Source organism: Actinoplanes hulinensis, from assembly GCF_019429605.1.
Lineage (GTDB): Bacteria > Actinomycetota > Actinomycetes > Mycobacteriales > Micromonosporaceae > Actinoplanes > Actinoplanes campanulatus.
Genome location: NZ_JAHXZI010000005.1, coordinates 51,720 through 66,297, shown reverse-complemented (window position 1 = coordinate 66,297; position 14,578 = coordinate 51,720). Strand labels below are relative to the sequence as shown.

Here is a 14,578-nt window from a genome sequence, read left to right as displayed (position 1 = left end):
AGATCACGCTCGGTGGATCGATCGGTCACACTCGGATCATATGACCCGGAAAAGATCCAAGCGAGCAAATCCTTCGATGGTCTCCGCGATACGCCGCAGATCCCCCGGGCCGCACCGGTGGTCGACCGGCAGGGTCAGCATCCGGTCGGCCAGGCCGGCCGCCTCGTCGTCGCCGCTCCAGAACCCGGCCCGGTCCTGCCGCCAGTGCACCGGCGCGTAGATCCCGTGGCGGGCCAGGTGGGCGAGCAGCGCGTCGCGTACCTGCCCGGAGGGGCAGGTGAGCTGCACCCGGAAGCCGTCGGAGGTCACCCGCCCGACGAGGGCCGCCACGATCTCGGCGGCGTTGCGGGCACTCGCCGCGCGGATCCCGGCGACGTCGAGGACCGGCAGCACCGCGGTGGTGAACGCGGAGGCCGCCGCCGCGCTGCCCAGCAACTGCTGCTCTCCGCGCTGCTGGAGCTCACGGAAGTGGTCCTTGGGCACCGGCCGCCCGTCCAGCCAGGCGGCCTTGAGCAGCATGGCGGTCAGTTTCAGCTCGGCGCCGCCGGACGCCGGACCGGACGGTACGGGCAGGTCTAGCCCGCGCGGCGACCACAGCAGACCGCCGTCCGGCAGCGGCAGCGTCTTGCGGAGCGAGGCCACCGCGTACGCTGCCGTGCTGGCACAGGCCCACTCGCTGAACGGGTCGTGCGAATGGTCCTCGATCACCGTGACGCCCGGGTGCGCGCGCATCCACGCGTCCCAGGCGGTGCCGTCGTCGCGGCCGAACAGGCTCTGCGCCAGCACCACGTCGCCGTCCGCCGCGCGCAGCGTGTCCCAGTGCGGCCCCCGCCCGTCCGGCAGGTGCCGGTACCAGGTGACCGGGACCTGGGCGGACAGCGCCTCGGCCACACCCATGCAGAAGTAGGTGGGCACGTGCAGCCGCCCGGCCGGGGTCAGCAGGTCCAGCAGCGAGCTGAGCGCGCCGCACCCGGTGGCGAACAGCGCTCGCCGGGTGGGCAGCCAGCCGGGCAGACCGCCCCGCTCAGTACTGAGCAGGGCGGCCGGGTCCCAGTGGAACTCGGAGCCGATCTCAGCCGACACGGCTGACTTCCTCCGCGGGGGCCTGCTGACGGGTGATGTTGAGCTGGTCGACGTGGACCGGCGGCTCGTCGCGGTTCAGGCTGACCGCGGTCCGCCACACGATCCTCAGGTCGAGCAGGGGTGACCAGTTGTCGACGTACCAGCGGTCCAGGACGAACCGCTGCGCCCAGTCGATGTCGTCACGGCCGTTGACCTGCGCCCAGCCGGTGATGCCGGGCTTCACCTCGAGGCGGCGGGCGTCCTCCGGTGAGTAGCAGGCGACCTGCGGCAGCACGTCCGGGCGGGGGCCGACCAGGTTCATCTGCCCGCGCAGCACGTTGATCAGCTGGGGCAGCTCGTCCAGGCTGGTCCGCCGCAGGAACCGGCCGCACCGGGTGATCCGCGGATCGTTCTCGACCAGGCCGAACGGGTCGTCGATGCCCAACTCGGCGCTCATCGCCACCGAGTTGTGCACCATCGAGCGGAACTTGAGCATCCGGAACGGTACGCCGTTCCTACCGCCGCGGTCCTGGACGAAGAGGACACCCTTGCCGTCGGCGATCCGGATCCAGGCGGCCAGGGCCAGCATCACCGGGGCGAGCAGGAGAAGAAGGAGCAGGGCGGTCAGCCGGTTGAGGCCGTTCCAGATCGGGCGCACGATGTTCCTCTTCTCTTACAGCGACTCGACGTTCGGGCCGGTCAGGCGGTGCCGGGTGTCCAGCACGTACGGCGCGTGTTCCAGGACCAGGTCGAGGTCGAAGTCGTCGTGGTCGGCGAGCAGCACCACGGCGTCGGCGGCGGCGATCTGGTCGGCGGTGAGCGGGACCATGCCGACCCGGCTGTCGACGTGGGCGTCCTCGACCACGTGCGGATCGGTGGCCCGGACCTCGGCGCCCATGTCCAGCAGCAGGGACGCGACACGGCGGGCCGGCGACTCCCGGGCGTCGCCGCTGTTCTTCTTGTAGGCCAGGCCGAGCAGCAGGATCCGCGACCCGTTGACCGCCTTGCGGCGCTTGTTGAGGGCGGCGACCAGGCGGCGTACCACGTAGTCGGGCATGTGGTTGTTGATGTCGTTGGCCAGCTCGACGAAGCGGAAGCTCTGCCCGAGGGTCCGCTGCACCCGCCAGGACAGGTAGGACGGGTCGATCGGCAGGCAGTGGCCGCCGACGCCGGGGCCCGGGGTGAACCGCATGTAGCCGAACGGCTTCGAGCCGGCGGCCGCGATCGCCTCCCAGACGTCGATGCCGAGGTCGTGCGCGTACACCGCGAGTTCGTTGACCAGGGCGATGTTGACGTGCCGGAAGGTGTTCTCGAGCAGCTTGGCCAGCTCGGCGACCTTCGGGTCGGAGACCGGCACGGTCTGCTCGACGACCGAGGAGTAGAAGGCCTGCACCCGCTCCAGGGAGGCCGGGTTGATGCCGGAGACCACCTTGGGCGTGGTGGTGAGGTTCCACTCCCGGTTGCCCGGGTCGATGCGCTCGGGGCTGTAGCCGAGGTGGAAGTCGACGCCGGCGATCAGCCCGGAACCCTCCTCCAGCAGCGGCGCGACCAGCTCGGTCGTGGTGCCCGGGTAGGTGGTGGACTCCAGCGCCACGGTGGCGCCCGGCCGCAGGTAGCGGGCCAGGGTGCGGGCCGAGTCCTCGATGTAGGTGAGGTCGGGGCTGCCGTCGCGCAGCGGTGTCGGCACGGCGATCACCGCGACGTCGAAGCCGGCGCACGCGCGGGGGTCCGACGACGGGTGGAACGAGCCGCTCGCGAGGACGCGTTGCAGGTGGGCGGAGGAGACGTCGTCCACGTACGACTCACCGGCAGCGAGGCGTTTGATCCGCTCGTCGTCGACGTCGAACCCGACGACGGTGTGCCCGACCTCGGCCGCGCGGACCGCGAGCGGCAGTCCCACGTAACCCTGACCGGCGATGACGACCCGCATGGGCGTGTTCTCCTTCAATATTTTCCGGGCCTTGCGCAGGCGGCGCCCGTAGCGCCGGTTCTTCACGGACGCCGGCCCGGTGGGACGGCGGCGGTCTCGGGGCGGCGCTGTTTGCCGGCGATGACCGGGTGCGGCTTCTTCGGCAGGGCAGGGCTCGCGGCGAGCCAGTGCAGGACGGCGATCAGGTCCTCCCGGGGCGATGACGGGTCGAGCAGGGACAGCACGGCCCCGTCCAGCTGTGGCACCGGCGCCTGCGAGATCAGCGGGTGGTTGGGCCGGTGGTCCGGCTCGTCCGGCCCGAGCAGCACCTCGGCCAGCTTCTCGGCGGGCCGCAGGCCGGTGTAGACGATCTGGATGTGCTGGTCGGCGGCGTCGGCGATGCGCTTGGCGACGTCGGCGATGCGTACCGGCTCGCCCATGTCGAGGATCAGCACCTCGCCCTTGCTCTCCAGGGCGCCGGCCTGGATGACCAGCCGCACCGCCTCCTGGACGGTCATGAAGTAGCGGGTCACGTCCGGGTGGGTGACGGTGATCGGGCCGCCCGCCTCGACCTGCGCCGCGAAGGCGGTGAGCACCGAGCCGCGGGACCCGAGCACGTTGCCGAACCGGACGCTGCAGTAGGTGCCGGGGACCAGGGCGTCGGCGGCCGCGGTGAGCCGCTCGGTGATCCGCTTGGAGTAGCCGAGGACGCTGCACGGGTCGGCGGCCTTGTCGGTGGAGATGTTGACCAGCCGGTCGACGCCGTGCCGCATCGCGGTCTGGAGGATCTGGTACGTCCCGATGATGTTGGTCTTGAGCGCCTCGGACGGGTGCATCTCCAGCAGCGGCAGGTGCTTGAGGGCCGCCGCGTGGAAGACCACCTGGGGCTTGTGCTCGGCGAACACCTCGTCGAGGCGCTGCTCGTCGCGGATGTCGGCGACCACCAGGTTGCGGTCGTCGAGCTGGCCGCGGCCGTCCAGGGACAGCTGCACGGCGTGCAGGCCGGACTCGTCGCGGTCCAGCATCACCAGCTTGGCCGGGTTGAACCGGGCCACCTGCCGGCACAGTTCCGAGCCGATCGAGCCGCCGGCGCCGGTGACCAGCACCCGGCGGCCGGACAGGTATCCGGCGACGGCCTCCAGGTCGATGCCGACCTCGCGGCGGCCGAGCAGGTCCTCGTGGCTGACCGGGCGGATGTCCTCGACCCGGACGGTACGCCCGAACAGCTCCACCACCGGCGGGACCACCCTGAGGTCGACGTTGAGCGGCTGGGCCAGTTCGGTGAGCGCCCGGATCAGGTCGGCGCTGGCGCTCGGGATGGCGATCACCACCGCCTCGGCGCGGAACCGGCGGACCACGTCGGCCATGTCGTCGCGGGTGCCGACGACCGGCACGCCCATCACCCGGAAGGTGCGCTTGGCCGGGTCGTCGTCGAGCAGGGCCACCGGCACGTACGGGCTGGACGGGCTGCGCAGCATGGCCCGGATGACCGAGGTGGCGCCCTCCCCGGCGCCCATCACCACGACCCGGGCGCCGCGGTCCGGGGACGGCCGCAGCCGGCTGTCCTGGAGCGAGCGGACCATGTAGCGGACGCCGGCGGTGAGCACCAGCGCGAACATGCCGGCCGCGATGATCGCCGTGCGCGGCACGAGCCGGCCCAGCACGGTGTCCAGGAGCAGCACCGCCGGCACGGTCACGGCGGAGGTCTTGACCAGTGCGGCGATCTCCTCGAAGCAGCCGTACGCCCACCGTCCGGTGTAGAGCCCGAAATTGATGCCGGCCAGCGTGTGCACGGCCGCGGCGACCGCGGACAGCACCACCAGACCGGTGAGATCGACGTTGCCGATGTGCCCGTCGTGCCGCAGCAGCGTGGCGATCAGCAGCGCGGTGGCCAGGGCCGCCGCGTCGGTGAGCGCCCGCGCGGCGCGGCCGGGCAGGGCTCGGCGATGCCACGGGACCGGGTGTGCGCCCGGGCCGCGCGACTCGCCGAACGCTTGTCGCCGTACCTGCATGGATTCCCCCTCGTACGATGCCGGCGCGGCCGGCCGCGGATCCTTCGCTCGACAAGGAAAAACGAGTCGGCGCAAATGCATTTCCGGACATTGAAATGCGGGCAGCGACTCGTCTGCGTAGCGTCCTATCGACCTTTCGCAAATTTAGAGTTCCAGTCAGCGAGGTCGGTTTACAGTAGCAATTGTCATGGGCTATGCGAGTAAACCTCATGTTCGCCGTTCCATTGAGGACAGGGCCTTGATCGGCATTTCCGCGAGATACTTCCGGATGGCTACGGATGGCCATTCGGCGGAGGATGTCATATCCACGATGAGAAGGACTCACTTTAGGCGTGACATCTGAGACTTCCGTTGCGACGCCGTTTCCGGCAGCGTCTTGAGCGCGGGTGTCGCAAGCGTTCTGTCGAGAATGCGACCGGGGGACAAAGACATGAGGGTGCTGCATGTGATCAGCACGCTGGAACCGGGTGGAGCCGGGCAGCAATTGCGGTTGCTGGTGCGCCGGCTGCCGTACGAGAGCGAGGTGGTCACCCTGGCGCCGGCCGGCGCCGTGGACGTGCCGGACGGCGTCGAGGTCCACCGGATCACCACGTCACGTGACCACGACCCGGCGGCGGTCCGGCGGCTGCGGCAGCTGATGCGCGCCGGCCGGTACGACGTGGTGCACACCCACCTGTACCGGGCGTGCGTGCAGGGCCGGATCGCGGCCCGGCTGGCCGGCGTCCCGCACGTGGTGGCGACCGAGCACCACCTGGGCACCGAGACCATCGAGGGCCGCCGGGTCTCCCCCGCGGTCCGCGCCCTCTACCTGGCCGGTGAGCGCCTCGGCCAGGTCACCATCGCGGCGTCCCCGGCGATCGCCGGGCGGCTGCGCTCGTGGGGCGTCCCGGAGCGGCGGATCGCCATGATCCCCAAGGCGATCGACGCCCGCGAGTTCCGGTTCGACCCGGCGCTGCGGGCGGCGGCCCGGGCCCGGCTCGGCGTGGCGCCGGACGTGCCGGTGATCGGCGGACTCGGGCGACTCGAACCGGACAAGCGGTTCGACCTGCTGATCCGCGCGGTCGCCGAGGTGCCGGATTCGGTGCTGCTGCTGGTCGGCGACGGTTCGGCGCGCGCCGCCCTGGAACGGCTCGCGGTGATCGCGGGCGTCGCCGACCGGGTGCTGTTCGCCGGGGCGGTGGCCCACCCGAGGGAGATGCTCTGCGCCATGGACGTCTTCGCGTCACCCGACCACACCGCCTTCGGCACGGCCACGCTGGAGGCGATCGCCTCCGGGCTGCCCGCCGTCTACGGCTCGTGCCTGCCGCTGGAGGAGCGGGTGGCGGCGCGCGCGACGGTCCGCGGCACCCACCGGCTCTCCCTGGACCGGGAGTCGCTGCCGCGGGCGCTGCGCGCCGAGGTGCTCTGCCTGGCCGAACGCCGCGGGCGACGGCTGCCGGCCCGGTCGGCGGGAGTCCGGTACGACGCCGACCACCTGGCCGCCTCGGTCGGCCGGCTCTACGAGCGGATCGGCGACCGGCCCGGGCCCCGCCGGGTCATCGCACCGCTGCTGGGCTACCGCGGCCGGTTCGGTCGAAAGAACAGTTTTCCACTGCCCGGCGGAAATGTACGAAACGCATGAGCCGGCGGAATATCAGATAGCCCACCACGGTGCCGAACGTGTTCGACGTCAGGTCGTGCACATCGGCCCAGCGCAGGCCGTGCAGGGTCAGCAACAGGAACAGCTGGGCCGACTCGATGCCGAGGCTGATCGCGAAACCGATCTTCACGACCGCGCCCCAGCCGCGCACCCCGAAAACCATGTGCAGTACGGCGCCGAGCGGCAGCGTCATCACCATGTTCAGCACGAAGTCGCGACGGCGCATGTCCTCGATCGGCACCCAGAGGATCCGCTCCAGGTCCGGGCCGCCGGTGCCCGGCCCCCAGGACAGACTCATCGGGAGCATCGTCGCGCCGAGAATGGCCACCGCATACCACCCGGCGAACCAGAAGACGATGAGCCGGCCCGGGGTCAACTGCCCACGGCGGTGCAGGAACACCGTGGAAACGATCATCAGAATGACACCCAGAGGCAGCAGAACGGGCAGCGCCGGGATGTCGAGTCGATGGACTGGCATCCGTTCCCACGCTACCCGGCCGCACCGGTCAGCGAAGCCATCCCTCCTTGCGGGCGATCCGGATGGCGTCCAGCCGGTTGCGTGCCCCGGTCTTGGAGATGATCGCGGACAGATAGTTGCGCACCGTCCCGCCGGACAGGTAGAGCCGGCCGGCGATCTCCTTCACCGACTCGCCCTCCGCGGCCAGGCCGAGGACCTCCAGCTCGCGGGTGCTCAGGCCACGATCGGTGTTCAGCGAGGCGGCCTGCAACATCGGCGACACCACGCGCTCGCCGCGGGCCAGGCGCCGCACCGCGTCCGCCAGCATGGCCGGTGACGAGTCCTTGACCAGGAAGTTCAGCCCACCGTTCCACCGGCGGGGCGGCAGCATGCCCCGTTTCGACGGATCACACAGCAGCAGCATCGAACAGGACGGGATCGCGGTGTGCAGCCCGTCGGCTATCGGCAGGACCTGGCTCACCATGTACTGCGTGTCGATCACGACGACGGCCGGCCAGAGCTGGGCGGCACGCTGCGCCAGATCGGCGCCGATCGGGAGGGTGTCGACGTAGTGCATGTCCGGTTCGGTCTCGAGGAACGCTCGCACCGGGACACCGAAGTATCCCTCGTCTCTCACCACAACGACCCGGATCATCACACCACCCTTGCCGAGGGACGCCGGCTTCCGGCCGGTTCGTCGACCTGTCAGGAACGTTGGATGCACATACCTTTCTATCGCCCCGTGTCCATTCGGACGACCTCGGGTCGACAGATCTTCCATTGATCCGGGAAAACGGTCGTTCACCCAGCTCAACCCTAATCCGTGCCAATGGCGATCTCCACGGGGCACACACTTAACGTAACGGTCCGGAGCACTCTCCGCACACAGTGATAGCCGATCGAACGAGTCAGGTATGCCGGATCAACGATTCAGGGGGCCGAAATGACCGGGACATCGATCAGTTACTCGCCAGAAACCTGGGCGATGTCCCGATTTATCTGGACCAAAGGTACAGCGAACTGATCGAATATAGCCATTCCGATCACCTGAAAGTGACCACGATTCCCTCGCCGCAACCGGACCGTTATCCAAACCATTCATGATCATCCAGAATTGGATCACGAACTCATTGCCCGAAAAGGATTACACCGTTCCCTCGCACGGGTGACGATCCGCCGCTCCCCTTCCGCGGTCGCCCTTCCGGTTTCACTCACGCACCCTCATCGGTACGCGTGACGCCGCCCCCGACCGCAACCCGCCCCGCCCCGCCGGTTCGGCCTGCCTCACCGCGACTCCAGGCCCCCGCGCCCGCGCCGGCCCGGCCGGCCTCACCGCGACTCCAGGCCTCCACGCCCGCGCCGGCCCGGCCGGCCTCACCGCGACTCCAGGCCTCCACGCCCACACCGGCCCGACCGGCCTCACCGCGACTCCAGGCCTCCACGCCCACACCGGCCCGACCCCCACACGGGCAAGGCCGGCGCCGGCCGAGCCGCCCACCCCCAGCGATCACCAACCGCGACCGGCACGGCGAGCGTGTGGAAGATCGCGGCAGTTCCCCAGTCTCCTTCCCGGTTGTCGCCCGGCCCCGGTGTCACGTCGCCTGTTCGCGTGTCCCCCGCCTTCGCCGCGAGATTCGGCCGCTCCCCGCCGCCCGGTCCCCGCCTGCCAGTCACCCCCGGCCAGTCACCCCCGGCCAGCCACCCCCGGCCAGCCACCCCCGGCCAGCCACCCCCGGCCAGCCACCCCCGGCCAGCCACCCCCGGCCAGTCACCGCCGGCCGGCCGAGCCGTCCGCGAGCGCCGATGTGAATCTTGGGCGATCATTGCCGAGCGGCGCGATCTTGGGCGATCATGGCCGTCCGGGTGCATCCGATAACCCAATGTCTCCAGGGAAAATAGATCATGGACGATGATCTACCACCGGACGACAACCAGGAATCAAGATCGCCCCGAAACTACAAATCACCCAAGATCGTCGGCGAGTCGGGGTGACGCCGCAGCCATCCGAATGCGCGACTCGACATCGCGGCCGCCCACAACCGAGAAGCAGGCTCCCTGGCTACCTCGGTCTTCCACAAAGGTCGGTGAGCGGGGTCCCTCGCTCACGCGGGGTGCCGCCGGTCGGGTTTGGAGGGAGCGCAAACGAAAGCCACCGGGTGGGCAGCCGTCACGGCGATCGGGCGGGGTGGGCGCACACACCAGCGATTTCGTGGTCGCCTACGGGGCCTACAGCGATGCTGGCCGCGCACGCGGCGACCTGCGTGTGCGCCCACCGCAGCATCAACAACCCGAATGTGTGCACCCACTCGCGTCAAGCCCGACCGCATGCACCCACCCATCGTCAAAACCCGACCGTGTGCACCCACCCCCGCCGGGCTCGGTGGCCGTGTGGCCACCGGGCCCGGCGAAACCGCGGACCGATCACCGTGACCGCGCATCTGCCGAGAGTGGGCAGGCCCGGCGCCTGGAAAGCAGAGCGGTGACCAACAGCCAACGCCACCGGCGCGCGGAGCAGGAGCCACTCACCCCGCCCAACACAGCCTTGGCAGTCGACCACAAAGATCCAAGCGCTCCCTCAGAACGGCGGAGACCACCCTGGAACAAGCCACAAAGATCCAGCTGGACGCCAGCGCCCCCTCAGAACGACCGAGACCGCACTGCGAGCCAGCCACAAAGATCCAGCTGGACGCCAGCACTCCCTCAGAACGACCGAGACCGCTCTGCGAGCCAGCCACGAAGATCCAGCTGGACGTCAGTGCTGACCTTGCTGGTCAATTGACCCATGCCGATCAACTGCCCGCCCTCCGGCCCGGCACGCGCACACGTTGCGCCGCCCGTGGGCCTGGGCTGCCGCCGGAACGCGGGTATGCGACCACGGACGGCGTTTCGTGCGCGCCGGCCGGCGCGAAACGGGCCGGAGGAGTAGGCGGCGATCAATTGACCAGCGGGGTCAGTGCTGTCTTGGGGCGGTTGAGACCGCCCTGGGAGCCGGCTGGGCATGATCGCGACGGGCTGAGGGGGTCGTTGCGGGGGTGCGGATGCGGGTGGTGGGGGTGCCGGTGTTGTGGGCGACGGCCTGGCGTGGGCAGGTGGCCCGGCGGGCGCGCTGCGGCATGGAGTTGCAGATGGTCGCGCGGCTTGGCGGGCGTTGTGGTTGCGGTTGTGGGCGAATTGCCGCGTACGAGAAAGGAAGAATCGCAAATAAACGGACAAATAGGCGATCGGGGTTTTGGGGGTGACACTTGCGGAAGGGGGGCTGTACAGTGCCGTGCGATGAATACCTTCGTTTGTGGATCGGGGGTTCTGTTCGCAAAAGGTGAGTGCTGATGCGCTCATGGATTGCGAACGGGGAATCCCGTCGTCAGGGCTGGCGGCGTGCGCGGGAGTTCGGCGTACCGCCTTCGATGATCGAGTCCGCTACCGCGCGACGGGTGGCCGGCGATTGGGCCGGGGCCTGCGCGGCCGCGCATGTGGACGTTGATCTCAATCTTCGGGCCGTTGGGCGCGCCTATGGGCGTGGGTTCGCGGCGATGATTCGTGCCGATCTTCGGCGCATGGCTCCTGAGCTGCTGCGATGGCATCTTCCGCGGGTTGCGCCGGACGGGCTGCTGCGGCCCGGTCTGACCATGACGCTCGCCCGGTATCCGGGAGCGGCCGTCCATCTGGTGGCACGGACCGCTCCGGGATGGGCCGCCGGCGGGCAGCGGATCAGTCTCGCCTTGTGGGAGCCGCGTTCCCGGGATCCGGGGCCGCATCCTCGCGCTCGGCCGGATCGGCGGTTCCGGCTCGATCTGCATCCTCATCTCTGGGCCGCCGATCAAGCTGCTGAGCTGCGGGAACGCTGCGGCTCGGACAGTTGGCAGCCCGCTCCGGAAGGGTATGCGGCGCACCGCTGGGAGGCCGAAGCCGCGATTCTGCGGGCGGCCGAAGGGCGGGACGGGGCGGTCACCGTTCGTCTCGGGGGCGGGCGGCGGCTGGTGCTCGGGGAGGACCGTCCACGGCGTGCCGACCGGGGCGGGGATCCGGCCGGGATGGTGCTGCCGTGGGCGGCCACCTGGGTCCTGCCCGACCTGGAACTGCTCCATGCCGGACTGATCACACCGGACCGGTTGCATCCGCTGGTGGCCGCGGCGTTGGCACCGGGCCGTTCCGGGGCGCCCAGCCGTTCCGGAGCACCCAGCCCGGCCGGAGCCGGTGCGACCGGAGCCGGTGCGGGCGGAGCCGGTGCGGGCGGAGCCGGTGCGGGCGGAGCCGGTGCGGGCGGAGCCGGTGCGGGCGGAGCCGGTGCGGGCGGAGCCGGTGCGGGCGGAGCCGGTGCGGGCGGAGCCGGTGCGGGCGTCCGCGATGGGGAGCGGCTGGTCGAGTGCCGGGGCGAGGTCCATCGGCTCGGGCTGGTGGACGGGGCACTGAGGCCGCTCGATCACGGCGAGGAGGAGCTGCGGCGGGAGGAGATCCTGCGGCGGCTCGGCGGCCCGCAACTGCCGTGCCTGGCGGCCATCACCGGTCAGGGACGGCGGCCGGCGTTCCTCGACGAGGTCCGGAACCGGCTCGATCACGGCGATCATGACGGGGCGCTGGCTGTCGCGGAGGAGCACCTCGGGCCGGAGGCGCGGCTGCCGGAGGGTGAGCTCCGGGACGAGTTCGCGGCCGCCGTGGAGGAGCGGGTCCGGCACGGGATGTTCCGGGCCGGGGTGCTCTCCGGCGAGCCGGGGCTCTCCGGGAAGGTCAAACTCGGGCGGCTCGGGCGCCGGGGACGGGACCATCGGACGAAACGACGAGCACGCCCCTTTCAACCCATCAAATCGATAAAAGGTGATCATTCTTGACTCTTACCGTGGCCACGGATCTGCTCACTCTGCTCGCCGACACCCGTACCGAGGAACGGCCCGACAACCAGCTCGACGCTCTCACCCTGGCCGTCGCCGCCGACCTGCCGGTGCTGCTCTGGGGCGAACCGGGCATCGGCAAGACCGCCACCCTGCATCAACTCGCCGACGGTCTGGGACTGCCACTGACCACGGTGATCGCCAGCGTGCACGAACCGTCCGACTTCGCGGGTCTGCCGATCGTCGGTGACGATCCGGCCGTGCAGGGGGTGCCGATGGCGCCGCCGGACTGGGCGGTCCGGCTGGTGCGGGCCGGTCGTGGCCTGCTCTTCCTGGACGAGCTGTCGACCGCCCCGCCCGCCGTGCAGGCCGCCCTGCTCCGGGTGGTCCTGGAACGGCGGGTGGGCGCGTTGCGGTTGCCGGACGGCGTACGGATCGTGGCCGCCGCCAACCCGCGCTCCTCGGCGGCGGACGGCTGGGAGCTCAGCCCGCCGCTGGCGAACCGGTTCGTACACCTCCAATGGACGTACGAGCACGAGGTCGTCGTCCGTGGCCTCGGCGGAACCTGGCCGCGTGCCGTTCTTCCGTCCCTGGATCCGGGCCGTCTGCCGGAGGCGGTGGACATGGCCCGGCGCGCGGTGTGCGGTTTCCTGCGTGCCCGGCCGACCATGGTGCACCGCCTGCCGGACACCGAGACCCGCCGGGGCGGCCCGTGGCCGTCGCCGCGCAGCTGGGACATGGCGTTGCGGCTGATCGCGTTCGCCACCGCGGCGGGCGCCTCCCGCGAGGTGCTGTCCATGCTGATCCGGGGCACGGTCGGCGACGGTCCGGGCCTGGAGGTGATGGCCTTCCTGGACCGGATGGACCTGCCCGACCCGGAGCACCTGCTCGCCGAACCGCACACGGCCCTGCTCCCGGAACGCGGCGACCTGCGCCAGGCGATCCTGGACGGGCTGGTCGAGGCGGTCCGCCGGCGCCCGGAACGCTCCCGCTGGGACGCGGCGTGGGTGGTGCTGGTGCGGTCGCTGAAGATGGGCGCCCCCGACCTGGTGGTGGCCCCGGCGTCCGCGCTGGCCGCCCTGCGCCGCGCCGACTGGGTGCTGCCACCCGACATCGAGCAGCTCACCCCGGTCCTGTCCCTCGCCGAGCGGGTCGGCGCGGCCCGATGACCGGCACAGGGCCGCGTGCGGCGCTCACCGCCGAGGAGAGCGAGAGACTGTACGCGGCGCGCCTCTACGCCGCCGAGGCACGGCCCTACCTGGCGACCGCCCTGTTCGCACTGCGGGTGGTGGAGTCGCCGACCGTACCCACGATGGCGGTCGACCGTTACTGGCGCTGCTACGTCTCCCCCGCCTTCGTGGCCGCCACACCCCTCAAGGATCTCGCCGGGGTGTGGGTGCACGAGGTCGCCCACCTGCTGCGCGACCATCACGGCCGCGGCGAGCGGCTCGCCGCCGCGAAGGATCTGACCCGGCGCGGGGACCGGCTGCGGATGAACATCGCGGCCGATTTCGAGATCAACGACGATGTGTACGGCGATGGCCTGCCGCAGCCACGCGGGGCGGTCCACCCCAGCCAGGTGAATCTGCCGGTCGGCCTGCTCATGGAGGAGTACGTCGCCCAGCTCTCGGCGAACACCTATCGCCGGCAGCTGGCCTGGCTGGACTGCGGCAGCGGCGCGGACGGCCTGGCCCGGGTCTGGGAACTCGGCCCGGACGGCGCCCACGCCCTCAACGAACAGGAACGTGACCTGGTCCAGTTGCGGGTGGCGCAGGCGATCACCGGCGCTCCGGGCCGGGCGCCGCTGGGCTGGCGGCGGTGGGCGGAGCGGGTGATCCATCCGCCGCAGCCGTGGCGGCATCTGCTGGGCGCCGCGATCCGCTCGGCCGCCTCGGCCCCCGGCGTCGGCGAGGACTACGTCTACAGCCGGCCGGCCCGGCGCTCGGTGTGCCTGCCGAAGGTGGTGCTGCCGAGCCTACGGCGCAACCCACCGCGGGTGGCCGTGGTGATCGACACCTCGGGTTCGGTGAGCGACACCGAGCTGGGCAGCGCTCTGCTCGAGGTCGCCGCGATCAGCCGGGCCGTCGGTGGCCACCGCGATCTGGTACGGGTGGTGGCCTGCGACGCCGCCGCCCACCTGGTGGCCCCGGTCTGCACCTCGGCGGGCATCGAGCTGACCGGCGGCGGCGGAACCGACCTGCGGGCCGGCTTCGAGCGTGCGCTGTCCACCCGCCCGGCACCGGACGTGGTGGTCGTCCTGACCGACGGCCAGACGCCGTGGCCCCGCAGTCAGCCCGCCTGCCGAACCGTGGTCGGCCTGTTCCACCGCCCCCGGACCGTCAACGCCGCGAACCCGGACCACCGCCCCGATCCCCCACCCTCGTGGGCCCGCGTAGTGACAATCGGCTGACCCCTCCGCCCCACCCCACCCCCGCCGCACCCCGCCCTCACCCTCGCCACCCCACCGCCGCACGCCCACCCCCACCACGACCTTGGACGATCTACCACCGCAGCAGGCGGTGAATCGTCCAAGATCGCGGCCGGCGGGAGCGCCCACCCCCTCCCCGATCTTGGACGATTCACCGCCGCGGAAGGCAGTAGAACGTCCAAGATCGCGGGGCCGGCGGGAGCGCCCACCACCGCCGCGACCTTGGACGATTCGCCACCGCGAGA

10 protein-coding genes are annotated in these 14,578 nt (G+C 71.1%); 4 read left to right on the top strand and 6 right to left on the bottom strand.

What is annotated here, in order from left to right; translation table 11 throughout:
* Positions 1-36 precede the first annotated feature (36 nt).
* The 4 genes from KZ829_RS10870 to KZ829_RS10855 all read right to left on the bottom strand — a co-directional run bounded on the left by KZ829_RS10870 (position 37) and on the right by KZ829_RS10855 (position 4,983).
* Complete coding sequence (locus KZ829_RS10870; RefSeq protein WP_220143724.1) at positions 37-1,083, bottom strand: hypothetical protein; 1,047 nt, start codon at positions 1,081-1,083, stop codon at positions 37-39.
* Positions 1,073-1,720 carry a sugar transferase gene (locus tag KZ829_RS10865; RefSeq protein WP_308285426.1) on the bottom strand — a complete coding sequence of 216 codons (648 nt, stop codon included), beginning with the start codon at positions 1,718-1,720 and terminating at the stop codon, positions 1,073-1,075. Before KZ829_RS10865 ends, KZ829_RS10870 begins: the two co-directional genes overlap by 11 nt.
* A gap of 15 nt (positions 1,721-1,735) precedes the next feature.
* Complete coding sequence (locus KZ829_RS10860; RefSeq protein ID WP_220143723.1) at positions 1,736-2,992, bottom strand: nucleotide sugar dehydrogenase; 1,257 nt, start codon at positions 2,990-2,992, stop codon at positions 1,736-1,738.
* Between the two features lie 62 nt (positions 2,993-3,054).
* On the bottom strand, positions 3,055-4,983 hold the full coding sequence (locus KZ829_RS10855) for a nucleoside-diphosphate sugar epimerase/dehydratase (protein WP_220143722.1): 1,929 nt from the start codon (positions 4,981-4,983) through the stop codon (positions 3,055-3,057).
* Positions 4,984-5,413: 430 nt separating this feature from the next.
* Here KZ829_RS10855 and KZ829_RS10850 point away from each other — a divergent pair, with 430 nt between their 5' ends.
* Positions 5,414-6,604 carry a glycosyltransferase gene (locus KZ829_RS10850; RefSeq protein ID WP_220143721.1) on the top strand — a complete coding sequence of 397 codons (1,191 nt, stop codon included), beginning with the start codon at positions 5,414-5,416 and terminating at the stop codon, positions 6,602-6,604.
* On the opposite strand, the gene KZ829_RS10845 is transcribed toward KZ829_RS10850, so the two are convergent.
* Positions 6,519-7,100 (bottom strand): VanZ family protein, encoded by a 582-nt coding sequence (locus KZ829_RS10845; RefSeq protein ID WP_220143720.1) that lies wholly within the window; start codon positions 7,098-7,100, stop codon positions 6,519-6,521. The genes KZ829_RS10850 and KZ829_RS10845 overlap by 86 nt on opposite strands.
* Before the next feature lie 28 nt (positions 7,101-7,128).
* Positions 7,129-7,734: a response regulator transcription factor gene (locus KZ829_RS10840; protein ID WP_220143719.1), complete on the bottom strand. Its 606-nt coding sequence runs from the start codon at positions 7,732-7,734 to the stop codon at positions 7,129-7,131.
* Positions 7,735-10,405: 2,671 nt separating this feature from the next.
* Between KZ829_RS10840 and KZ829_RS10835 the strand changes: the two genes are divergently transcribed.
* Genes KZ829_RS10835 through KZ829_RS10825 form a run of 3 tightly spaced genes read left to right on the top strand, consistent with a single transcriptional unit; the run spans position 10,406 to position 14,315 of the window.
* Complete coding sequence (locus KZ829_RS10835; RefSeq protein WP_246635442.1) at positions 10,406-11,905, top strand: hypothetical protein; 1,500 nt, start codon at positions 10,406-10,408, stop codon at positions 11,903-11,905.
* The gene (locus tag KZ829_RS10830) at positions 11,902-13,074 is read left to right on the top strand and encodes an AAA family ATPase (RefSeq protein ID WP_220143717.1); all 1,173 of its coding nucleotides are present in this window, start codon (positions 11,902-11,904) and stop codon (positions 13,072-13,074) included. The genes KZ829_RS10835 and KZ829_RS10830 overlap by 4 nt, the downstream gene beginning before the upstream one ends.
* The gene (locus KZ829_RS10825; RefSeq protein ID WP_220143716.1) at positions 13,071-14,315 is read left to right on the top strand and encodes a vWA domain-containing protein; all 1,245 of its coding nucleotides are present in this window, start codon (positions 13,071-13,073) and stop codon (positions 14,313-14,315) included. Before KZ829_RS10830 ends, KZ829_RS10825 begins: the two co-directional genes overlap by 4 nt.
* Positions 14,316-14,578: the final 263 nt, after the last annotated feature.